The sequence below is a fragment of the Steroidobacter sp. genome, assembly GCF_036406195.1.
Classification (GTDB): domain Bacteria; phylum Pseudomonadota; class Gammaproteobacteria; order Steroidobacterales; family Steroidobacteraceae; genus Steroidobacter.
In genome coordinates, this window is record NZ_DASWVW010000027.1 from 344,204 (window position 1) to 365,377 (window position 21,174).

Here is a 21,174-nt window from a genome sequence, read left to right on the forward strand (position 1 = left end):
GCACCCGAACTTCTGACTTGTAAATTATGCGGATCGAAGAACGCGCCAGGGTGCCTGCGCGTTCCGGCTAAGGGCTGAGAGTGTAGAGGACGTTAGAACGTCGTTTCGGCGCCCGCGAAGATGCGATTGCCTCTGTAGTCGAATTCCCGCAGCTGCGCCTGGTTATCGGTGTAGGAGTGGCGAATGACTAATACCCAACGTGCGGTGAGTGTCCTCGTCACTGTCAGTGCAAGCTCGGTGCGATCTTCGGCGCCGCTGTCCTCAGCGTCGTAGTCACTGTGTCTTCGGGCGGCTTCGAACAACAGCATCCAGTCGGCGTTGAGCGCACGTTCGACGTCGATTCTCAGGTGGTGGCGTTTGGCGGAGAGCGTCGCGTCGTCGTAGTCTGCGAGCTCGACGAGATATTCCGCACCCACTTGCCAGTCGGCCGGTGTCCAGTCGAGTCGCGCGCTCAAGTCCTGACGGCGGCCGCTCAATCCTTCGTACTCGTTCAGGCCCTGCAGATGATGGAAGCTGTAACGCCCGCGCACGCGCAGCTCGGAGTGCAGCTCTCTGCGCGTTTGCAGCGACAGCGTGCGCCTGTTTTCGAACCCGGCGCCGTCGATCGCTGAATAGCCCAGCCTGGCACTGGCATCGTTGGTCCAGTCGCCGAGCGCCCATCGATAACGCGCGCCGGCGTAAGCGCTCAGTTGGTCGAAGCTGTTCAGATCTTGATAGTCGAGCAGCGCCAGGCCGCCATCGATTCGCCACGAATCGGCCAGCGGCGTGCTGAGCGCCAGTTGGGCTTCAGTGAAGCTGTCTTTACTGTCGCTGATGCCGAGCACCTCGGAGTTGGAGACCAGCGCGACGTTGTCATCGTGACCTACGCCGAACGCCGCAAAGCCGACCCAGGTTTTTTCGCTCGATGTCGTTGGCCCGGGCCGAAGCTCGGCCAGCCGGCTCGACGCCAACTCGCGCAGTTGCACGTCGGTGCTCGATTGTTCGGCGCGCGAGAACCAGCTTGCCGCGGTCTGCGAATCGTTTCGAGCCGACTCGACCAGTCCGAGGTTGTAATAGGCGATACCGGCCATCGCAGGCGTGCGAGCGACTTCTTCGAACGCGCTGGCCGCGCGCGCGTAGTCGCCAACGCGATAGGCGGATACGCCGATGTTGAAATGAATCGCAGGGCCGGTCATCCCCGCTGCCAACGCCTGCTCGAAGGCAGCGAGCGCCTTCGCGTGCTCGCCTGCCTGGAAGGCACTGGTGCCGGTGCGAAAGAGCCGGGTGGCCTCGTCGCTGTGGGCATGAGCGGAGCCGTTGGTGAGCAGCAGCGCAACAACGAGCAGGACGGCTTGAACCAGCCGCGTATGCCAGCTGTCAATCGCGGGGCGGACGGCCGGGAGGATTCGGCGGATTCGGTGGACGGTTGGGGTTGTCTTCGTTACGGCGGCGCTGTTCTTCGGCTGCCGCGCGACGGGCCTCTTCGCGCTGCTCCTTGGCTTCCTTGGCGCGCTCCCTGGCCGACTGGCCCGCCTCGCGGCCCATTTCCTTGGCCTCACTGGCGTTGCCTTTGTCCGGTTTGTCCGGCTTGTCCGGCTTGTCCGGTTTACCGGGCTGGGCAGCGCCTTTGGACTGGGTCTGTGTGGCGGGGGGTGGGGTGGACTTGCGCTCAGGCAGCGGAATTCGGCGAACGACTTCGTCGGGCAGCTTGGCATCAGGATCCACGATGATCTGCATGGTCACGTCGAGATCGTCGCGCGACGAGGTCGCCGCGGCTGGCGACTGCTGCGCCAGGGCGGCGTGCGCCAGCAGACTCAAGACCATGACCGTTGCGTACTTCACTCGAACCTGAATGATCGTCGCGCAACGCGCGCGTGGCAAGCCGCTGTTCGTGACGGGCGTCATGTTCGTGACGACTCGCGGTCCAGAACGGTGAGGTCGACCGTCACGCGGCGCGTGCGCCCCTCGTGCTCGATGACGGCCACCAGCTTGCCGGCTCCCTTGGATCGGGCGACGACCGGCAGCGAGAGCATGTTGCTGCCTTGCGCAAGATTCGTTTGCCAGTCGATCTCGCGTTCATTCTCGAAGCCGTCCAGCGCCACGCTGCCGCTGGCCACGATGCGGATGGTCGCATCGTCCAGCGCGCGTTCCGAATCGATCAGGACATCGATGTCCCGGGTTTCGTTCAGGGTGAGCGTGATGCCCGGCGGCTTCGGTTGCGTCGGTAGCACCAACACCAGCGTGATCACCGTGGCAATAGCGCCACCCAGGGCCGCCCCGATCCACGTTTCCCAACGGCTGGCGAGATGCGCCAGCCTGTTACGCGGCGGCGCCGCCTGGGCAGTCGCTTTGGCGAGCGCTCGATCGACGAATCCCGGACGCGGCTCCGGCGCGGGAATGCGCTGAAGCGCCCGGCGCAGAATGTCGGAGTCGTTATCCACGATGGTTGTCCGGCCTGTCTGATCCTAGGGTTGACACACGTTTCGTACACGATCCAGCGCCGGGATTCGTTCCGTCGCCAGCAGCTCCCTGAGCTTGGCGCGGGCCCGATGCAACCGCGACTTCAACGTGCCGAGCGGCACTTCCATGACCTCCGCCAGCTCCGGCAGGCTGTAATCCTCGATGTCGTGCATCGACAAGACCACGCGGTGCTCTTCGCCCATTTGCTCCCAGGCAGCCAGCACCCGCTCCTGTGTGAGCTCCTGTTCCACCAGCTCCGCGGGTCCGGCCGATGGATCGATGAGGTCCTGACTGTCTTCCTCGCTACTGTCCGTTGGCGGCTCGACGCCGAACTGCACCGGCGAGCTCCGCTCCCGGCGGATCTGATCCACGAAGATTCGATACATCACACGCAGCGCCCACGGCCGGATGCGCCCCAGAGCACGCAGCTCGTCGAGCCTTGGATACAGGCGCACCAGCAGTTCCTGCACCAGGTCCTCGGCGCGATCCACCGCGCCGGTCCAGCGATAGGCGGAGCGATACAGGGCGGGGACGTGCTCCCGCAGCAGATGGTCGAACTCCGCTGCCGCGTTGGCATGCGACGAACGGGCGCGCTTCTGCGGAACCATGATGTCCATTAAGCCTGACACGAAGCGGGCTGTCGAATGGTTCCCCGGCCACTGTAGCCGGGCCGTGGCGGAACCGTTTTCGGGCGCGATTCGTGTCAAGGCAGGAGGGCGTCGCCGATGAGCGACCTTCTGTTGAGAGAAATGGGAGAGGAACGTGGATGCACGATGAGAACGAGCTGTCGGTGATGACCGTCGAGATGACGGGCTGCATCATCCTCGGCCTGATCTGGACTCTGCTGGTCAGTGCGTTGTTGTTCGGATTGACCGGCGGTGGCGATGCATCGCCCGCCAATGGGCGGCTCGATCTGTCCATCACCGCTGCGCCGGTGATTTTTTGACGATGTTGTTGGGCGAACCGTGGTAGCCGTGGGGAGCGATGTCACCGGGGCGTAGTTTCGCCCCGGTGACATCCATTTCGGACCTCAATTCGCGCTGGCCAGCGACGCCTGGTGCGCGATGAGCCGGCCAACACACGCAGATCAGTACACGCAGATCAATGCACGCCGGGCCGCTGCTCGGCCCTGGTGGGGCGCGTCTGACGCTGCCGTGTATGACCGCCTTCCTCAATCTCCTCGATGATCTTCGCGCAGAAGGCATCAAGGTCGCCCGGATTGCGGCTGGTGATGATGCCCTGGTCGGTCACCACCGCCTGATCCACCCAATTGCCGCCAGCGTTGATCACGTCCTTCTTGATCGAATGGTAGGAAGTCACCTGTCGGTCGCGCACGGCGTCCAACTCCACCAGCAACCAGGGCGCATGACAGATGGCGGCGACCACCTTGCCGGCGTCCAGAAACGAGCGAATCAACTGCAGCGCTTTCTCGTTTACGCGCAGCAGGTCGGGATTGATCTGGCCGCCGGGCAGGACGATGGCGTCGTAGTCGTCCGCGTTGGCAGCATCGAGCGACTTGTCGACCGCGACGCTTTCGCCCCAGTCCTTCAATTTCCAGCCGCGGATCTGACCCTTCTCCGGCGAGACCACGTCGACCTGCGCGCCGGCTTCTTTCAACTTGCGCTGGGGCACCAGCAACTCATCCTGCTCGAAGCCGTGTGTGGCGAGAATGAGGACTTTGGCTTTACTAATCTCGGGCATGACGCACCTCCTTCAATGAGTAACGTTAAGCGTGGCAGCGTCGGCGCGGTTCCAGCGCACAGGCATAAACGCGGGACAATCGTTCTTGCGACGGCCTGACGTTGCAGCAACATGCGTCAGCCCGCAGGCCCTTGAAAGATATCCGGCGGCCTGATGACGAATACGCAATGGAGGCGCTACGATGGCGCGCTTTCGTCAGGTGTTTCCGGATCGACGTAATGGAGTTGTCATGAACAAGAGCTTGAAGGGTGTGCTGCTGACCGGATTGTTATCGTTGGGTGCGGTGCTGCCGGCATGGGCGGCTTTGCAGGAAGGGGCCGAGGCGCCCAAGTTCACCGCGCCTGCGACGCTGGCGGGCAAGCCGTTTACGTTCTCGCTGCAGGACGCGCTGAAGAAGGGCCCGGTGGTGGTGTATTTCTATCCGTCTGCTTACACCGGTGGCTGCAACGTGCAGGCGCGCACCTTCGCCGTCAACAAGGACAAGTTCGATGCGGCCGGTGCCAGCATCATCGGCGTGTCGCTCGACAGCATCGAGCGGCTCAATGATTTCTCCGCTGATCCGGAATATTGCGCTGGCAAGTTCCCTACGGCTTCCGATGCGGACGGCAAGATCGCGCGTGCGTTCGATCTTGAAGTTCGCGAAGCCAAGGGTGGTGCGAAGGACACGCGTGGCAAGGAAATCGACCACGGTTTCGCGGAGCGCACGACGTTCATCGTGACGCCGGATGGCAAGATCGCCGCTACGGTCGGCGGGCTCAATCCGGTGGAGAACGTGAACAAGTCTCTCGAGATCGTGCAGAAGCTCAAGAAGTCCTGAGACAGAAGCGGTTAGCGGTTAGCGGTTGGTTGAGCCGAATCTGACTAACCGCTAACCGCCAACCCCTAACCGCTGCGGTGGTCATTCAACGCTCGATCAGTCCAGCGCGTAGCGCGATCAGAGTCAGCTCGGCCTGGTTCCCGGCCTGCAGCTTCTGTTTGATGTTGTACAGATGAGTGCCTACTGTAGAGGCAGAAAGATTCAGCTCCGCGGCGATCTGCGGGACTGCGGCGCCATTGGCGAGGCGCAGGAACACTTCGAACTCGCGCTCCGATAAAGAATCGACCAGCGACGTGCCGCCAACCTCGGCCAGTGCGATTTCCTGCGCGAGCTTGGGATCGATGTAACGCTGGCCAGTCGCCACCATGCGCACCGCTTCGAGCAAGGTCTCCGGAGCCGTGCGTTTGGACAAGAAGCCCAGCGCGCCTTGTTTCAAAGCTCGCCGCGCGTGCATGGCATCGTCATGAGCGGATAGCGCGAGCGTTTTCACATCCTTGTCTCGCGCACGCAGCCGCCGGATGGTTTCGAGTCCACCCATGCCGGGCATGGAAAGATCGAGCACGACGACGTCCGGCTTTGCTTCGTCGAAGCTCTGGCATGCCGCTTCACCGCTGTCGGCTTCCGCGACCACGCGCACGTCGGCAACCGTTTCGAGCAACAGCCGGAAGCCGGTTCGAACAACGGTGTGATCGTCCACCAGCAGCACTTTGATCATACGCGCGCTCCCAGCGGAATCTCCGCTGTCAGCTCCACTCCGTGAGGCTCATGGGATACAAGCGACAGCGTACCTCGCAGCATGGCCATCCTTTCCTGCAGTCCGCGCAATCCGAAATGTCCCGGGCGCGACCAACCTTCCGGCAGCCCGACACCATTGTCCGTGATGCGTACACGCGCCGTCGAGTCGGAGCACGTGATGTCGACAGCGATCGTCGTCGGATTGCCATGGCGCACGGCGTTAATGACGGCTTCCTGGACCACGCGATAGATGGCGATGCTGATGCTGTCGCCGAGCTCGGCCGGCAGCTGGTGGCGTAATGAAAACCGGATCGAGGGATGGCGGCCCTGCCATTGCTTGATGAAGCCCTCCAGCGTTTCTGCCAGGCCGAGAGTGTCGAGTGTCAACGGCGCGAGGCGAGGGATCAGGCCATGCATCGAGTCATAGAGACGAGCTGCCTCCGTAGAGATGAGTCGCGCGACTTCGGCAGTGCGCGATTCGGCGGGATGTTGATTCATGATCACCACGGCGAAGCTGCGAATGGCCGTGACCGATTGCGCAAACTCATCGTGCAGCTCGCGAGCGATCAGGCGTCGTTCTTCATCGAGGCGTTGTTCGATGATCTGGTCGAGCTCGCGCCGCTGCTGCAAGCGTTGCTCCGCTTCGACAGCCTTGCGATCGCTGATCTGTTTTTCTTCCAGCGAGGCCGCCATCCGATTGAAGGTCGCGCCCATCATTTGCGCTTCGTGGCCCTTCAGCTCCGGCAGGCGATGTTGCAAATCGCCGCGCTCGATGCGCGAGAGCCCATCGACGATGACCGGCCACGGCGCCACCGCACGGCCGACCAGCCAGAACACCGCCGCGTTGAGCACGGCGAAGGCGAGGCCGCCGACGATCATGAGGTCGATCAGATTGTCCCAGCCGTCCAGGATGGCCCGCGAAGCATTGGCTTCGACGCGGATCTCGCTGCCGCTGGCCAAGGGAAATACGTGCACCGGTGTCGTCGGCAATATCAACTGGGCGAACCACGCCGGCGCTTCGCGTCCGGCCTTGTATGGCGAAGGCGGGGATTGGTAGATCACCTGGTGGTCGGCGGTGCGCATCGTGATCTCGTGGGCACGAACACGGCCGAGCTGCTGAAGGAACAACAGCAGCAGCCGGTCGTCACCCCGGTCCAGCCCCACGATCATGCGGGCCAGCAACTGCGTGGCCACGATATTGGCGCCGGCAATTTCTTCATTCACCGAGCGCCGTGTGCCATCGAATTGCAGCCACGCCGCCAGCACGACCAGGGCCGCGCTCAGACTGGCGACGATCAGGTTGACGTGGGTGCGAAGCTTCAAGGGTGTCCCGGTGGTTGGTCAGGGCTCAAGTATGAAGGGCGCCGGCCCGAGCTGGCACTCATGAAAATCATTAGCCGAGAATCATGATCGCCGCGTGGCGGCAATTGACCCGATGCGCGCATGGTGGCCCAGGAGTCCCCAACCAGGGGATGGTCTTCAACCAAGGAGTCATCATGATCTGGGAAACTCCAACAGCCATCGATCTGCGCCTCGGCATGGAAATCACCATGTATGCCGACCATCGCTGATCGCCGCTGAGGGCGGGCCACCTGGCGCCGCCGGGTGGCCCCACCTTCGGCGCGTCCCTTCATGGCTGGCCTTCATAGCGGGGCGTCGTCCTGCCGATGCACATACGAATTCTAGGGTCCGCGGCCGGTGGCGGTTTTCCACAGTGGAACTGCAACTGCCGGAATTGCCTGGGCGTCCGCCGCCAGGAGCTGAACGCGCGCCGGCGCACCCAATCCTCCATCGCCATCCGCGGCGCGGACGAGACTGCCTGGACGCTGGTCAATGCCTCGCCCGATATCCTGGCGCAGCTGCAGGCCAATCCACAGTTGCAGCCGGCTCGTGCCAATCGCGACACCGGTATCCGCAACATCGTGTTGACGGACTCGCAGATCGATCACACCACCGGCCTGTTGATGCTTCGTGAGAGCCCCAAGCCCTGGCCGCTGTGGTGCACCGACAATGTGTTCGCCGATCTCACCACCGCCAATCCGATTCTCCAGGTCCTGCAACGGTATTGCGGCGTGAGCCGGCAAACAATCCCGGCCGCGGAGCGGGAGAACGACGTGTTCACCGTCGAAGGCTGCGACGATCTGCGTTGGCGGGCGCTGGCCCTGCCTGGCAGGCCACCGCCGTATTCCCAGCGCGAGGCGCAACCCGGCGATGTCATCGGGCTGGCGGTCGAGGATGTAAGCACCAACAGGCGGCTGTGTTATGCGCCGGGGGTCGCAAGCATCGATCCGTGGTTGTTCGAGGTGATGTCCAGCGCCGACTGCGTGCTCGTGGACGGCACGTTCTGGACCGATGACGAGCTGATCCGCCTGGGCGTATCTCACAAACGCGCCGCCGACATGGGGCATTTGACGCAGTCGGGCGGCATGATCGGCTGGCTCGATCGCTTGCCCGCGGCCACGCGCCGCGTGCTCATCCACATCAACAACACCAATCCGATCCTGATCGAGGATTCGCCCGAGCGCGAGATCCTGACCAGCCACCGCATCGAGGTGGCTTACGACGGCATGGAGATCGTTCTGTGAGCGCCGCTCGAGACTTGCCCGAACACGGTGAATCCGAGGATCTCGAAGCTCCGTGGCCGGCGGATGTTTTCGAGCAGCAACTGCGCGAGCAGGGCCGCGCATATCATATCTATCATCCATTCAACGTCATGTTGAACACAGGCCGCGCGACTCGCGAGCAGATCCAGGGCTGGGTCGCGAATCGCTATTACTACCAGATCTGCATTCCTCGCAAGGACGCGGCCATCCTTGCGAACTGTCCGGATCGGGAAGTGCGGCGGAAGTGGATCGAGCGCATCCTGGATCACGATGGCCATGGTGACGACGCGGGTGGGATCGAAGCCTGGTTGCGTTTGGCCGAAGCCGTTGGATTGGAGCGCGCCGAAGTCGAAAGCCTCGACAGGCTGATTCCGGCTGTGCGGTTTGCTGTCGACGCGTATGTGAACTTCGCCCGCCAACAGCCATGGCAGGAAGCGGTGTGCTCATCGCTGACGGAATTGTTCGCTCCCGACATCCATCGGCAGCGGCTGGCGTCGTGGCCGGAGCACTATCCCTGGATCGATCAACAAGGGCTGCAGTATTTCCGCAGCCGGGTGTCGCTGGCACAGCGCGATGTCAATCACGGGCTGGCAGTCACGCTCGCCTATTTCAAAACGCGCGAACAGCAGCACCGCGCGCTGGAAGTGCTCAAGTTCAAGCTCGATATTCTTTGGGCCATGAACGATGCCATGGCCCAGCGCTATGGAGTGCGGCCATGACGCGCGCTCATCGCCCGGCCATTCGCACGGGATTTCGGCTGCAATGGGAGGCAGTGCAGAACACGTTCGTGCTGTTGTACCCGGAGGGCATGGTGAAGTTGAACACCAGCGCGGCGGAAATCCTGCGACGCTGCGATGGCGCGCGCACTATCGATGAAATCGTGGCGGATCTCGAGGCGACCTTTCAGCGCAGCGGCTTGCAAGACGACGTGGTGCGCTTTCTGGACCTCGCCGCGACTCAGGGTTGGATCCACACGCCGCCGCCATGAGCACCGTGCCGGTATTCAGTGCCTCTGCGAACGTCGGCCCGCCGCTGTGGCTGCTGCTGGAGCTGACGTATCGTTGTCCGCTGCAATGTGTGTTCTGTTACAACCCCGTGGATTTCGCGGCGGTCCAGAACGAGCTGACTACGGAGGAATGGCTCCGAGTGCTGCGCGAAGCCCGTGCGCTTGGCTCTGTGCAGCTCGGCCTTTCCGGGGGCGAGCCGCTGCTTCGTGACGATGTCGAGGAGATCGCCGCTGAGGCGCACGCCCTGGGTTTCTACACCAACCTCATTACCTCCGGAGTCGGCCTGACGCGAGAGCGACTGACCGGGCTCAAACGCGCCGGACTCGATCACATCCAACTCTCGTTCCAGGATTCCACGCGCGAGCTCAACGATTTCCTGTCGCACACGCGCACTTTCGAGCTGAAGCAGCGCTGCGCCGAATGGATCAAGTCGAATGGCTATCCCATGGTGCTCAATTGCGTGATCCATCGGCTCAATATCGATCACCTCGACACCATCATCGACATGGCGGCGCGCATGGGCGCCGACTACCTGGAGCTGGCGAACACGCAGTACTACTCGTGGGCGCACCTGAACCGTGAGCACTTGTTGCCATCGCGTGAGCAATTGCAGCGGGCCGAGCAAACGATGCTTGTCTGGCGTGAACGTCTGCAAGGCAAGATGCGAATCTTCTTTGTCGTGCCTGACTACTACGAACAACGCCCCAAGAAGTGCGCGAATGGCTGGGGCAGCACGCTGATGACGATCGCGCCCGATGGGACCGCGCTGCCGTGTCACACGGCGAAGATGCTGCCTGGGCTGAGTTTTCCCAACGTTCGCGAGCATGGCCTGCGCGCTGCGTGGTTCGACTCGGACGCCTTCAATCGATTTCGCGGCCAGGGCTGGATGAAGGAACCCTGCGCCAGTTGCGAAGAGCGGGACAAGGATCTCGGTGGCTGTCGCTGCCAGGCCTATTTGCTGGCGCATGATGCGACGGCCGCGGACCCGGTCTGTTCCAAGAGCCCGCATCATCACGTCGTATTGGCAGCCGTCGATCGTGCGCAGCAGGCGCGCGCGCCCGAGGCGCCCTTAGTGTTTCGGCGCCGCGAGAACTCGCAGAAGTTGATCGAAGACCAATCGGCTACATGAGGCCGCGTGTGTGTTGCAGCGGAATATCCAGCCGCTTGCAGCGTCGATATAGCGTGTTGCGGCTGACGCCGAGCCGCTCGGCCGCGCGCGACATGTTGCCATCGCAGTCACGAATGACTTGCAGCAGGGACTCGCGTTCGGCGGAACTGGGTGCATCGGAAGTGTCGTCGCCGTTGTGTTGGCAGAGCCGCACTTCGCTCGGCAGATCGACCAGCCGGATCACATCGCTATCGCAAATTGCCAGAATCGTGCGAATCACGTTGCGCAGCTCGCGCACATTGCCGGGCCAGCTGTAGTTGAGCAGGCGCTCGAAGGCTTCCATCTCGATGGCGACCGGATGTCCATCCAGGCTTTCGGTGGCCAGGAACTCGCGGATCAAGCGCTCCTTGTCGGCCCGCTGCGCCAGCGGCGGCAGCTCGATGGTGATGCCGTTGAGCCGGTAATAAAGATCCTCGCGGAACGCGCCGCGCGCGATCATGGCTCGCAGGTTCTGGTGCGAGGCGCACATCACGCGCAGATCGACTTGAATTGGCGTGTCCGTTCCCAGAGGCATGACCTCGTGCTCCTCCAGCACGCGCAGCAGGCGAGTCTGCAAACTCAGCTGCATGTCGCCGATTTCATCGAGGAACAGCGTGCCGCCGGAGGACTGCAGGATCTTGCCCTTCATGCCACCCTTGCGGGCGCCGGTGAAGGCGCCGGCCGCATAACCGAACAGCTCGCTTTCGATGAGCGTTTCGGGAATGGCGGCGCAGTTCAGTGCCACGAAGGGTCGCGAGGCTCGATCGCTGGCGGCGTGCAGAGCGCGAGCAAACATTTCCTTGCCGGCGCCGGTCGGCCCCTGGATCATGACCGGCACGCGCGAAGCGGCGACTCGGCGGGCGCTGCGGATATTGCGAAGCATCTGCGGGTCCTGGCCAGCCAGGTCTTCCAGCGACAGCGTGCTCTTGCGTGCCGGTGGCGGCGCGAGTTGCAGAATCTCCCGTGTCGGCGACGGAACGATATGCGCGCGCGGCTTGGTGGCTTCCTGATCCAGGCTGAGAAAGAAGTGCCGGCCGAACAACACATCGCGGACCGGACGCAAAGAAGTCTCGGTGCGGCAGCTCGGCTCGATCAGCTCCTGCGCGTTGATGTCGAAGATTTCCTCGATGCTGCGCCCGACCAGCATGGAGCGGTGCTTGGTCCGCAGCAGCCACAACGCCGTTTCGTCCACGGCGACCACTCTGCCGTCGCGAGCCACGGCGATGGCGCCGCTGTGCTGCAAGTTGACGAATTCCGGGCGGGCATGAAAGCGGAAAATGGTCTCGCTCTGGAACTGCTGCAAAAACAGGCATTTTTCGATGAGCTGCGCCGACAGGCTCACCAGCGCCATGGTGTGCGCCAGGCTGGCCCGCGTGTCGCGCGCATTCAGCGTCGAAGCATCGAGCACGGCGACCAGCTTGCCCGAGGCATCGCGGATCGGCGCGCCCGAACAGGACAGGCCGATGTGACAGGCGCGAAAATGTTCTTCGCGATAGACGATCACCGGCCGATTCTCGGCGATGCAGGTGCCGATGCCGTTGGTGCCTTCCTCACGCTCGCTCCAGTCGGCACCGATCATCAGGCCGGCGGAGCGGAACACATCGACCAGGGTCGCGTCGGTCTTTTCATAGAGCACGATGCCGGTGGCGTCGGTCAGCACCAGCGCGTAGCCGGAGCCGGCGATGTGCTCGTATAGCCAGTCGATTTCGGCGGAGGCGATCTGTAACAGATCGGCGTGCTGGACCAGCCGCTCGGCGAGCGCGGCCGCGTCGATGACCGTGGGTGCATAGGTGCGACGACCAGGATCGAGCGAGTAATCGAGCGCGCAGCGGCGCCATGAACCCGCGATGGCCGGGTGCAGGGTCAGAGGTGGCCCCAGAGGGGCTTTGTGCTCGCGCACCAGCTCCAGCACATTCCCCGCATGCACTGCCGTTGCGTCCATGAGCTCTCCTTTTCAACCGATGCCGCAGTGTGCCAACTGTCCCGTGACAGTGTCACGGCTTGTATCGCCCCTGACACACTCTGCGTGGATTGATTTGTACACCGCGTTCCGGGCGGTGACTCCCCCTTCGACGCTGGAGAGTTTAACCGGGTTGATGGATCTGTGGCATATGACTTGCTCGTTTGCTGCTCAGGAGAAAGGGGGAACCATGGGTGATGTAGCGCAATGGCCACGCTGGCTGCTGATTCTTCTCGGTGTATGCGGATGCGTGTTCGAAGTTACCGCAGCGGGCGGCGAGGCGGCCGCCACGCGCGGCTACGTTTCCAACGAGGACGGCCACAGTGTCTCGGTGCTGGACCTGCGCACGGCCTCCAATATCGGCACCATCGAAGTCGGTAAACGCCCGCGCGGATTGAAGTTGACGAGCGATGGCTCGCGCCTGCTGGTGGCCGTGAGCGGCTTACCGAAATGTCCGCCGAGTGTGCCGGACGAGGAGTGCGCCAAGCGCGAGCGCGATTTGAAAGCCGACGGAATCGCCGTCGTCGACACGGCTTTACGCAAGGTTATCAGAGTGTTGGAGGCAGGCTCCGATCCTGAACAATTCGCCATGAGCGGCGACGGCAAGCGGTTGTATGTAGCCAACGAGGACGCGGGCACGATGTCCGTGGTCGATGTCGAGGCCGCGAAGGTCGTGGCGCGCGTCAAAGTCGGGCTGGAGCCCGAGGGCGTAGCACTCACACCGGATGAGCGCTGGGTGCTGGTCACCAACGAATCGGACAACTCGGTCTCTGTAATAGATACAAAGACCTTGGAAGTGAAGAGCCATGTCGCGGTCGGCAAGCGTCCGCGCGACATCGCATTCACACGCGATGGCAAAACCGCCTACGTTTCCGGCGAGCTCGATGCCTCGCTGTATCGAATGACAGTACCGGCCGGTGAGCCGGTGGAGCGCGTATTACAGTTGCGCGAGGCCGCCAAGCCCATGGCGGTGGTGCTCGATGAGCCGCGCCATCGGTTGTATTTGAGCACCGGCCGTGGGGGCACCGTAGCCGTGGTTGATATACAAAGCTCGCCCGCGCAGCTGATCAAGGAAGTCCCGGCGGGTACACGCCCTTGGGGCATCGCATTGTCGAGCGACGGGCGTTTTCTCTACACCGCCAATGGACCTTCGAACGACGTCAGTGTCATCGATACAACGACACTGACCACCGTCAAGCGGATTCCAGTGGGCGGCTCGCCCTGGGGCGTGGTCCTTGGGCCTGCGCCGCCGTCATCGCAATGATTACGATTTAACGAGGCCACATGCACGTTGCGCTTCGCTCTCCAGCAGCCGAAAACGCTTGGCCGTGGCGCGCGCCTGTTCCGAATCGCGGAATATGGCGCCTCCTTCGCCAGGCAGACCGGCATAGCGAGCGAAGGTGATGGCGGTGACGAAGTCGTCGTAGCTGAGATGATCGGCGATACGATCGATAGTGCAGGAGCATTGGTAAACGTTCGCTAGGCTATCGTCGTGGTTGGCGATACATTCGTTGACGTATTCGACTCGCGCTTCGGTGGGATAGTAGTGCACCGGCGGTGCACTGCTGGCCGATGTGCCGAACAGCGTGCCGAATATCAATAGTGCTGTCGCCGCGATTCCGACTGCGCGTGCGGGATTCGGGCGATGAAGGGGTAGGTGGCACAGGCGTTGCATCGTCATGATCGCCTCATTGAGGTGGAGTGAAGTTGGCGTTCTTACAGCATCGTGCATGCCGCGCGCCAATTGCCATCAACAAAAACTTTGGGTCAGTCTCGGGGGATTGAACATGAAATTTCAACATCGCTTGGTCCTGCTGGTGGCTGCCACGTCCACCGTCTCATTGGCTTCGGCCACGGACTTGGAAACGGCAATGAGCAAGTCGTCGAACTGGGCCGCCCAGGCCGGCGACTACGCGAACCACCGTTACAGCGACCTCAAACAGATCAATGCCGGCAACGTGGGCCGCATGCAAGTGGCATGGACCATGTCCACCGGCGTGTTGCGCGGGCACGAAGGCTCGCCGCTGGTGATCGGGGACACCATGTATATCCATACGCCGTTCCCGAACAACGTGTACGCCATCAATCTGAAAGATCAATCCTACAAATGGAAGTACGAGCCGAAGCAGGATGCGTCGGTCGTCCCCGTGATGTGCTGTGACACGGTGAACCGCGGCCTCGCCTTTGGCGACGGCAAGATCCTGCTGCAGCAGGCCGACACCACGCTGGTCGCGCTCGACGCCAACACCGGCAAGGTGCTCTGGAGCGCCAAGAACGGCAATCCGAAGATCGGCGAGACCAACACCAATGCGCCGCATGTCTTCAAGGATGTGGTGATCACCGGCATCTCCGGTGGTGAGTTCGGCGTGCGTGGACGGCTGATCGCCTATGACCTGAAGACCGGCAAGAAGCTGTGGACCGCGTGGAGCACCGGTCCGGACAACGAGATCCTGGTCGATCCGGCCAAGACCATGACCTGGACCAACGGCAAGCTCGCACCGGTGGGCGCCAACTCGTCGCTGAAGACCTGGGAGGGCGAGCAGTGGAAGCTCGGCGGCGGCACCACCTGGGGTTGGTATGCCTACGATCCGAAGTTGAACCTGGTCTACTACGGCACCGGCAACCCGGGCACGTGGAATCCCGCACAGCGTCCCGGCGACAACCGCTGGTCCATGACACTGTTCGCACGCGATCTGAACACGGGCATGGCCAAGTGGGCCTACCAGATGACGCCGCACGACGAGTGGGACTACGACGGCGTGAACGAGAACGTGCTGGTGGATCTGACCATCAAGGGCAAGAAGGTGCCGGCGGTGGTGCACTTCGATCGTAACGGCTTCGCCTATTCGTTGAATCGCGAGACGGGCGAGCTGCTGGTCGCAGAAAAATACGATCCGACCGTGAACTGGGCCACCAAGGTCGACATGAAGACCGGCCGGCCCATCGTCGATAAGCGCTTCTCGCCCGGCACGACCGGTCCGGACGTGAACGTGAAGGACATCTGTCCTGCCGCGCTCGGTACCAAAGACCAGCAGCCCGTCAGCTACGACCGCAAGAGCGGCCTGTTCATGGTGCCCACCAATCACGTCTGCATGACCTACGAGCCGTTCCAGGTGGAATACACCGCCGGCCAGCCGTATGTCGGTGCAACGCTGACGATGTACCCGACGCCGGGCAGCCATGGCGGCATGGGGAACTTCATCGCGTGGGATGCGGCCCAAGGAAAGATCGTATGGTCCAAGCCCGAGCGCTTCTCGGTCTGGTCCGGCGCGCTCACCACTGCCGGTGACGTAGTGTTCTACGGCACGCTCGAGGGTTACATCAAAGCCGTGTCTCCGAAGGACGGCAAGGAACTGTGGAAGTTCAAGACGCCCTCCGGAATCATCGGCAACGTGTTCACCTACGAGTATGCCGGCAAGCAGTACGTCGGCGTGTATTCGGGTATCGGCGGCTGGGCCGGCATCGGCATGGCGGCGGGCCTGACCGAATCCACCGAAGGCCTGGGCGCGGTGGGCGGTTACAAGGACCTTGCGAAGTACACCACGCTGGGCGGCTCGCTGTTCATCTTCGGCTTGCCGGACTCGAGCTCCAGCGCGACCACGGCTCTGCAATGAGCCGCCACCCTGCAGCGAAGGCGAAACAGTGAAGGGCGTAAGCAAGATATCGAACATGAAATTGATGAAATGGTTGCTGAGAGACTCGACACTGTTTGTAGCGCTGTTTGGGACGATGAGTATCACCGCGGTGTGCGTCAGCGCCGATGACGCACCCGACGGTGGTGCTCTGTACCAGGTGCAGGAGGGCAACAAGGTCGATGAAAGCACCTTGAACGGATGGCGGACGTGGCGGGCGCTCGCGTGCGAGCGCTGCCACGGCGCGGCCCAGGAGGGCCTGGTGGGACCGTCGCTGGTGGAGTCGCTGAAGGTACTCAGCAAAGAGGACTTCCACACCGTCCTCATGAACGGCCGGCCGGAGAAGGGCATGCCGCCGTTCAACACCAGCGAGATGGTGAACAAGAACTGGGAAGGTCTGTACGCGTACTTGAAAGGTCGCTCCGATGGAAAAATCGAGCCTGGCCGGTTGTCGAAGATCCAATAGCGTGCGCCACAGATCGCGGATGGAATGGCGGGTCGGATTGCGGCGCGCGGGATTGAACCTGGGCGCCGCGGCGCTGGCCGGTTTCGTACTGTCGGCCAGCGCCGTCCCGGCGACCCCGGAGCAATCGGTGCTGCGCGTGTGCGCCGACCCGAACAACCTGCCGCAATCCAATGAACGCGGCGAAGGTTACGAGAACAAGATCGCCGAAGAATTGGCGCGCGATCTGGGCAAGAGCATCGAGTACACCTTCTTTCCACAGCGCATGGGCTTCGTGCGCAATACGCTGCGTCGTCGCGACGAGACCACGAAGCAATACAAGTGCGATGTGATCATCGGCGTGCCCAAGGGCTACGAGCTGACTGCGACGACGCGGCCGTACATGCAGTCCACGTATGCGTTGTTGTTCGCGGAAAAAAGCGACCTGCGCAATCTGCGGACGCCCGACGATCTGCTGAAGTTGCCGCGCGACCGGCTCTCGAAGCTGCGTATCGGAGTGTTCGCACGCTCACCTGGAGCCGACTGGCTGTTGAAGAATGGTCTGATCGAGCAGGCCGAGATCTACGCCGCGCAGAGCGGCGATCCCGCGGAGAATCCGGCGCACATCATCGGACAGGACCTGCAGTCCGGAAAGATCGATGCCGCCATCGTATGGGGACCGGTCGCCGGCTACCTGGCGCAGCGCCATGCGGCCAACCCTGCGTGGCAGACCGTGCCGTTCCCGCCCGATCCGCAGATCAAATTCAACTATGAAATCGCCATGGGCGTGCGCTTTGGCGAGAAACAATGGCAAGGCGAGCTCGACGCCTGGATCGATGCGCATCAGGGCAGGATCGATGAAATCCTGTCGAGTTATCGCGTGCCGCTGCTGGATGCCAGCGGCCAGGTCAAGCAAGCCCGCCCGGAGGAACAATGAAAGTCAAAGCTGCTGTTGCGTATGCCGCTGGCAAGCCGCTGGAAGTCACTACTGTCGATCTCGACGGACCGCGCGCCGGCGAAGTGCTGGTGGAGATCAAGGCCACCGGCATCTGTCACACCGATGAATTCACGCGCTCGGGCGCCGATCCGGAGGGGTTGTTCCCGGTGATCTTCGGTCACGAGGGCGCGGGTGTGGTGGTCGATGTCGGGCCGGGCGTCACCTCGGTGCGCAAGGGCGATCACGTCATTCCGCTGTACACGCCGGAATGCCGGCAGTGCAAATCGTGCCTGTCGCGCAAGACCAATCTATGCACGGCGATCCGCGCCACGCAGGGCAAGGGCGTCATGCCCGACGGCACCAGCCGATTCTCGATCGGCAAGGAAATGATTCATCACTACATGGGTTGCTCGACCTTTGCGAACTACACGGTACTGCCGGAGATCGCGGTCGCGAAGATTCGCGAGGACGCGCCGTTCGACAAGGTTTGTTACATCGGCTGCGGCGTCACGACCGGCATCGGCGCGGTGATCAACACGGCCAAGGTCGAGCCGGGCGCCAACGTGGTCGTCTTCGGCCTCGGCGGCATCGGGCTCAACGTCATCCAGGGCGCACGTCTGGTCGGCGCCAACAAGATCGTGGGCGTGGACATCAACCCACGGCGCGTGCCGCTGGCTGAAGCGTACGGCATGACCCACTTCGTCAATCCGAAGGAAGTCGAAGGCGATCTGGTGGCACACCTCGTGAATGTCACTGATGGTGGCGCGGATTACAGCTTCGAGTGCGTGGGTAATGTCGATCTGATGCGTCAGGCGCTGGAGTGCTGTCACCGTGGCTGGGGGCAGTCGATCATCATCGGTGTGGCGGGCGCCGGGCAGGAGATTCGCACACGGCCGTTCCAGCTCGTGACCGGGCGAGTGTGGAAGGGAACCGCGTTTGGCGGTGCGCGTGGCCGCACCGACGTGCCGAAGATCGTCGATTGGTACATGGATGGCAAGATCAAGATTGACGAGCTGATCACCCATCAGATGCCCATCGAACGCATCAACGACGCGTTCGACCTGATGCACAAGGGCGAGTCGATCCGGAGCGTCGCGCTGTTCTGAAGCAACAACGAATTGGAGAACGACCATGGCAGCTTTGAAAATACATCCGTCGGTGGATAACGGCGTACAGAAGGGCACGAGCGGCTTCGCCGGGGGGACCCTGACCTGCAAGTGCAAGGACCGGCAGGTGACCGTCAAGCTCGACGGCGACGTTGCGTTCAATCACGTTTGCGGCTGCACCAAGTGCTGGAAGCCGGAGGGCGCGCTGTTCTCCATGGTCGCCGTGATTCCGCGCGACAAGCTCACGGTCACGGCGAACGCCGACAAGCTCAAGATCGTCGATGAGTCGGCGCCCATCCAGCGCTATGCCTGCACCGGCTGCGGCGTGCACATGTACGGGCGCATCGAAAACAAGAACCATCCGTTCTATGGCTTCGACTTCGTGCACCCCGAGCTGTTCAGCGAGAAGGGCTGGGCCGCGCCGGAATTCGCGGCGTTCGTCTCGTCCATCATCGAGGCGGGCGCGAAGCCGGAGAACATGGGAGCGGTGCGCTCGCGCCTGCAGGAGTTGGGGCTGACGCCGTACGACTGCCTGTCGCCCGCGTTGATGGATCTGATTGCGACCCACACGGCGAAAGCAAAGGGAGTGCTGGCGGCGTAGCCTCACCAGCGATGGTGAACGTGGCGGGCGATCTGCTGCTCGTAATTCGAGCGCAGCGCCTGCATTGTCGCCGGGGACAATGACGCAAGCTGACTTGCGGCCGCGTTCGCCAGTGCCTGCTCGCGCGACTTCGCGCCGGGAATGACCACGGACACTGCCTCGGCCATCAGGATCCAGCGCAGCGCGAATGCTGCCATCGGCGTTCCCACCGGCACCAACGGCCGGATGGCTTCAACCGCGTCCAGAGCGACATCGTAAGGTACGCCCGAGAAAGTCTCGCCGGCGTCGAACGCCTCGCCGTGACGATTGAAGTTGCGATGATCGTCCGCGGCGAACTTTGAGTTGCGATTCAACTTGCCGGTGAGCAAGCCGCTCGCCAGCGGCACGCGAGCGATGATCGCCACGTGGCGCGCCTTGGCCTCACGAAACAATAATTCCGCCGGGCGCTGGCGAAAGATGTTGTAGATGATCTGCACCGACTGCACGCCGGGATATTCGATCGCTTTCAGCGCCTCTTCGACCTTTTCCACGGACACGCCGTAGTGCCGGAGCTTGCCGGCGGTCACCAGAACGTCCAGCGCCTCGAAGACTTCCGGCCGGTAGTAGACCTCGGTCGGCGGACAATGAAGTTGCAGCAGGTCGAGCGTATCGACGCCGAGGTTCGCCAAGCTGCGATCCACGAAGGCTTCCAGGTTGGCGCGCGTATAACCGTCGGCGACATGCGGGGATAGCCGGCGGCCAGCTTTGGTTGCGACGATCGGGCGCGGACCCGGCCACTCCTTGAGCACGTCGCGGATGATGCGTTCCGAGCGGCCGTCGCCGTACACATCGGCGGTGTCGATGAAGTTCGTGCCTGACTCCAGCGCGGCGCGTAACGCATCCTTTGCCTGTGCCTCGTCGACATCGCCCCATTGACCGCCGATGGCCCAGGCACCGAAACCGATCTCCATCACGTTCCAGCCGGTGCGGCCGAAGGGGCGGGTATGCGTGGTCATGAGTTACTCCTTTTGAAAACGAGGTGAGCACGCCGCACAGCCGTTCCTGGCGTGATACCGGTACCAAATTCTCGCAGCTCGACGGGGGATGCGCCAGCGCGCTGGCAGGATGGGTGGCCAGGTAGGGGGAACTTGACTCGCCTCCGATGATTAAGGTGCAGCACCTCCGCAATGGCAAGCAGGTCACGCCGTGCCGGCCAGGCAAGTCGCGCATCGTCACAAGCTCTTATTCAGCGTCATCGGGGCCGTCGCGCTGGTCGTGATCGGCGCTGCGGCGGGCGCGGTCATACTGCTATCCGGCGCCTATAGCACCGCAGCCACCAAGCAGCACTTCGCCATCACTTATCGCATCCTGGAAACGGGGCTGCGATTCTCGGTGGCGCGGTATGCGGACAAGATCGTCGTTCCGGACTTGGAGCGCGTCGCCGATGTAAATGTGGGCTATGCCTGTTATCGGCGGTACTGCGTGCAATGTCATGGCGCACCGGGTGTCGCTCGCGATCCCTTGGGACGCGGGCAATTGCCTTCACCGAGCAGCCTGTCGGAGTCGGCTCGTGAATGGCCGGCTGCGCATCTCTTCTATGTCACGCAGCAGGGTGTGCGCATGTCGGGCATGCCGGCTTGGGAATATCGCATCTCGACCGAAGGATTGTGGTCGACGGTTGCGTTCCTGAAGGCCATGCCTTTCATGACAGTGGCAGAGCATCGCAAGCTGGATGCGGCCAGCAGCGGGGCAGATTGCCCCAAGCCCACGACCGTCAAGGCGTATAGCCGAGAGCGCGCGCAGATCATCTTTCGACAATACGCATGCGACAACTGCCACATCATCGGCGGCTTGGTCGGACCCAACACGCATGTAGGACCACCACTGGTGAACTGGCACGAGCGCAAGTACATCGGCGGCATCCTGCCGAACACGCCAGAGAATCTGGTGCGCTGGATCGTGTCGCCCCAGTCCATCAGCCCACACACCATGATGCCCGACCTCGACGTGATCGAGCCGCACGCGCAACACATGGCGCGCTACTTGATGACGGAACGAGAGTAGCGAG

24 protein-coding genes are annotated in these 21,174 nt (G+C 62.7%); 14 read left to right on the forward strand and 10 right to left on the reverse strand.

The features are described 5' to 3' along the window. Positions 1-92: 92 nt before the first annotated feature. From VGE08_RS13060 to VGE08_RS13075, 4 genes are read right to left on the reverse strand one after another with little or no spacing between them, the layout of a single operon-like run. Complete coding sequence (locus VGE08_RS13060; protein ID WP_331068560.1) at positions 93-1,394, reverse strand: tetratricopeptide repeat protein; 1,302 nt, start codon at positions 1,392-1,394, stop codon at positions 93-95. Further along, complete coding sequence (locus VGE08_RS13065) at positions 1,357-1,884, reverse strand: hypothetical protein (protein WP_331068334.1); 528 nt, start codon at positions 1,882-1,884, stop codon at positions 1,357-1,359. Before VGE08_RS13065 ends, VGE08_RS13060 begins: the two co-directional genes overlap by 38 nt. Beyond that, a complete protein-coding gene (locus tag VGE08_RS13070) occupies positions 1,881-2,420 on the reverse strand; it encodes a hypothetical protein (RefSeq protein WP_331068335.1) in 540 nt (179 codons plus the stop codon). The genes VGE08_RS13065 and VGE08_RS13070 overlap by 4 nt, the downstream gene beginning before the upstream one ends. A gap of 24 nt (positions 2,421-2,444) precedes the next feature. Continuing rightward, the gene (locus VGE08_RS13075; protein ID WP_331068336.1) at positions 2,445-3,047 is read right to left on the reverse strand and encodes an RNA polymerase sigma factor; all 603 of its coding nucleotides are present in this window, start codon (positions 3,045-3,047) and stop codon (positions 2,445-2,447) included. Positions 3,048-3,205: 158 nt separating this feature from the next. Between VGE08_RS13075 and VGE08_RS13080 the strand changes: the two genes are divergently transcribed. After that, positions 3,206-3,385, forward strand: a complete 180-nt coding sequence (locus tag VGE08_RS13080) for a hypothetical protein (RefSeq protein ID WP_331068337.1) — start codon at positions 3,206-3,208, stop codon at positions 3,383-3,385. A 155-nt stretch (positions 3,386-3,540) separates the two neighbouring features. Here VGE08_RS13080 and VGE08_RS13085 read toward each other — a convergent pair whose 3' ends face one another. Further along, complete coding sequence (locus VGE08_RS13085; protein WP_331068338.1) at positions 3,541-4,140, reverse strand: type 1 glutamine amidotransferase domain-containing protein; 600 nt, start codon at positions 4,138-4,140, stop codon at positions 3,541-3,543. 229 nt (positions 4,141-4,369) lie between these two features. On the opposite strand from VGE08_RS13085, the gene VGE08_RS13090 reads away from it, so the two are divergent. Beyond that, on the forward strand, positions 4,370-4,957 hold the full coding sequence (locus VGE08_RS13090; RefSeq protein ID WP_331068339.1) for a peroxiredoxin: 588 nt from the start codon (positions 4,370-4,372) through the stop codon (positions 4,955-4,957). Positions 4,958-5,042: 85 nt separating this feature from the next. Here the strand turns inward: VGE08_RS13090 and VGE08_RS13095 are convergent, their stop codons facing one another. Further along, positions 5,043-5,672 carry a response regulator transcription factor gene (locus tag VGE08_RS13095; RefSeq protein ID WP_331068340.1) on the reverse strand — a complete coding sequence of 210 codons (630 nt, stop codon included), beginning with the start codon at positions 5,670-5,672 and terminating at the stop codon, positions 5,043-5,045. Beyond that, positions 5,669-7,015 (reverse strand): ATP-binding protein, encoded by a 1,347-nt coding sequence (locus tag VGE08_RS13100; RefSeq protein WP_331068341.1) that lies wholly within the window; start codon positions 7,013-7,015, stop codon positions 5,669-5,671. The genes VGE08_RS13095 and VGE08_RS13100 overlap by 4 nt, the downstream gene beginning before the upstream one ends. A gap of 173 nt (positions 7,016-7,188) precedes the next feature. Between VGE08_RS13100 and pqqA the strand changes: the two genes are divergently transcribed. The 5 genes from pqqA (at position 7,189) to pqqE (ending at position 10,431) form a co-directional block, all read left to right on the forward strand. Continuing rightward, the gene (gene pqqA, locus VGE08_RS26550; RefSeq protein WP_414717485.1) at positions 7,189-7,263 is read left to right on the forward strand and encodes a pyrroloquinoline quinone precursor peptide PqqA; all 75 of its coding nucleotides are present in this window, start codon (positions 7,189-7,191) and stop codon (positions 7,261-7,263) included. Between the two features lie 96 nt (positions 7,264-7,359). Beyond that, on the forward strand, positions 7,360-8,277 hold the full coding sequence (gene pqqB / locus VGE08_RS13110; RefSeq protein ID WP_331068343.1) for a pyrroloquinoline quinone biosynthesis protein PqqB: 918 nt from the start codon (positions 7,360-7,362) through the stop codon (positions 8,275-8,277). A 14-nt stretch (positions 8,278-8,291) separates the two neighbouring features. Next, positions 8,292-9,014 carry a pyrroloquinoline-quinone synthase PqqC gene (gene pqqC / locus VGE08_RS13115; RefSeq protein ID WP_349258697.1) on the forward strand — a complete coding sequence of 241 codons (723 nt, stop codon included), beginning with the start codon at positions 8,292-8,294 and terminating at the stop codon, positions 9,012-9,014. Then, on the forward strand, positions 9,011-9,283 hold the full coding sequence (gene pqqD, locus VGE08_RS13120) for a pyrroloquinoline quinone biosynthesis peptide chaperone PqqD (protein ID WP_331068345.1): 273 nt from the start codon (positions 9,011-9,013) through the stop codon (positions 9,281-9,283). Before pqqC ends, pqqD begins: the two co-directional genes overlap by 4 nt. Then, complete coding sequence (pqqE, locus tag VGE08_RS13125) at positions 9,280-10,431, forward strand: pyrroloquinoline quinone biosynthesis protein PqqE (protein WP_331068346.1); 1,152 nt, start codon at positions 9,280-9,282, stop codon at positions 10,429-10,431. Before pqqD ends, pqqE begins: the two co-directional genes overlap by 4 nt. Here pqqE and VGE08_RS13130 read toward each other — a convergent pair. Next, complete coding sequence (locus tag VGE08_RS13130; protein WP_331068347.1) at positions 10,424-12,391, reverse strand: sigma-54-dependent Fis family transcriptional regulator; 1,968 nt, start codon at positions 12,389-12,391, stop codon at positions 10,424-10,426. The genes pqqE and VGE08_RS13130 overlap by 8 nt on opposite strands. 208 nt (positions 12,392-12,599) lie before the next feature. Between VGE08_RS13130 and VGE08_RS13135 the strand changes: the two genes are divergently transcribed. Beyond that, positions 12,600-13,673, forward strand: coding sequence for a cytochrome D1 domain-containing protein (locus tag VGE08_RS13135; protein WP_331068348.1), 1,074 nt, complete (start codon positions 12,600-12,602; stop codon positions 13,671-13,673). Here the strand turns inward: VGE08_RS13135 and VGE08_RS13140 are convergent, their stop codons facing one another. After that, entirely contained in the window at positions 13,674-14,090 is a 417-nt protein-coding gene (locus VGE08_RS13140) for a hypothetical protein (protein WP_331068349.1), read from the reverse strand. It lies immediately after the preceding gene. Positions 14,091-14,190: 100 nt separating this feature from the next. Between VGE08_RS13140 and VGE08_RS13145 the strand changes: the two genes are divergently transcribed. From VGE08_RS13145 to gfa, 5 genes are all read left to right on the forward strand, one after another. Then, positions 14,191-16,023 (forward strand): methanol/ethanol family PQQ-dependent dehydrogenase, encoded by a 1,833-nt coding sequence (locus tag VGE08_RS13145; protein WP_414717486.1) that lies wholly within the window; start codon positions 14,191-14,193, stop codon positions 16,021-16,023. A 115-nt stretch (positions 16,024-16,138) separates the two neighbouring features. After that, complete coding sequence (locus tag VGE08_RS13150; RefSeq protein WP_349258698.1) at positions 16,139-16,507, forward strand: c-type cytochrome; 369 nt, start codon at positions 16,139-16,141, stop codon at positions 16,505-16,507. 19 nt (positions 16,508-16,526) lie between these two features. Then, positions 16,527-17,420, forward strand: a complete 894-nt coding sequence (locus VGE08_RS13155) for a quinoprotein dehydrogenase-associated putative ABC transporter substrate-binding protein (protein ID WP_331068352.1) — start codon at positions 16,527-16,529, stop codon at positions 17,418-17,420. Beyond that, positions 17,417-18,526 carry an S-(hydroxymethyl)glutathione dehydrogenase/class III alcohol dehydrogenase gene (locus VGE08_RS13160; RefSeq protein ID WP_331068353.1) on the forward strand — a complete coding sequence of 370 codons (1,110 nt, stop codon included), beginning with the start codon at positions 17,417-17,419 and terminating at the stop codon, positions 18,524-18,526. Before VGE08_RS13155 ends, VGE08_RS13160 begins: the two co-directional genes overlap by 4 nt. Positions 18,527-18,551: 25 nt before the next feature. After that, positions 18,552-19,127, forward strand: a complete 576-nt coding sequence (gfa, locus tag VGE08_RS13165; protein WP_331068354.1) for an S-(hydroxymethyl)glutathione synthase — start codon at positions 18,552-18,554, stop codon at positions 19,125-19,127. Between the two features lie 2 nt (positions 19,128-19,129). Here gfa and VGE08_RS13170 read toward each other — a convergent pair whose 3' ends face one another. Next, on the reverse strand, positions 19,130-20,122 hold the full coding sequence (locus VGE08_RS13170; protein WP_331068355.1) for an aldo/keto reductase: 993 nt from the start codon (positions 20,120-20,122) through the stop codon (positions 19,130-19,132). A 190-nt stretch (positions 20,123-20,312) separates the two neighbouring features. Between VGE08_RS13170 and VGE08_RS13175 the strand changes: the two genes are divergently transcribed. Then, the gene (locus VGE08_RS13175; protein WP_331068356.1) at positions 20,313-21,170 is read left to right on the forward strand and encodes a cytochrome c; all 858 of its coding nucleotides are present in this window, start codon (positions 20,313-20,315) and stop codon (positions 21,168-21,170) included. Positions 21,171-21,174: the final 4 nt, after the last annotated feature.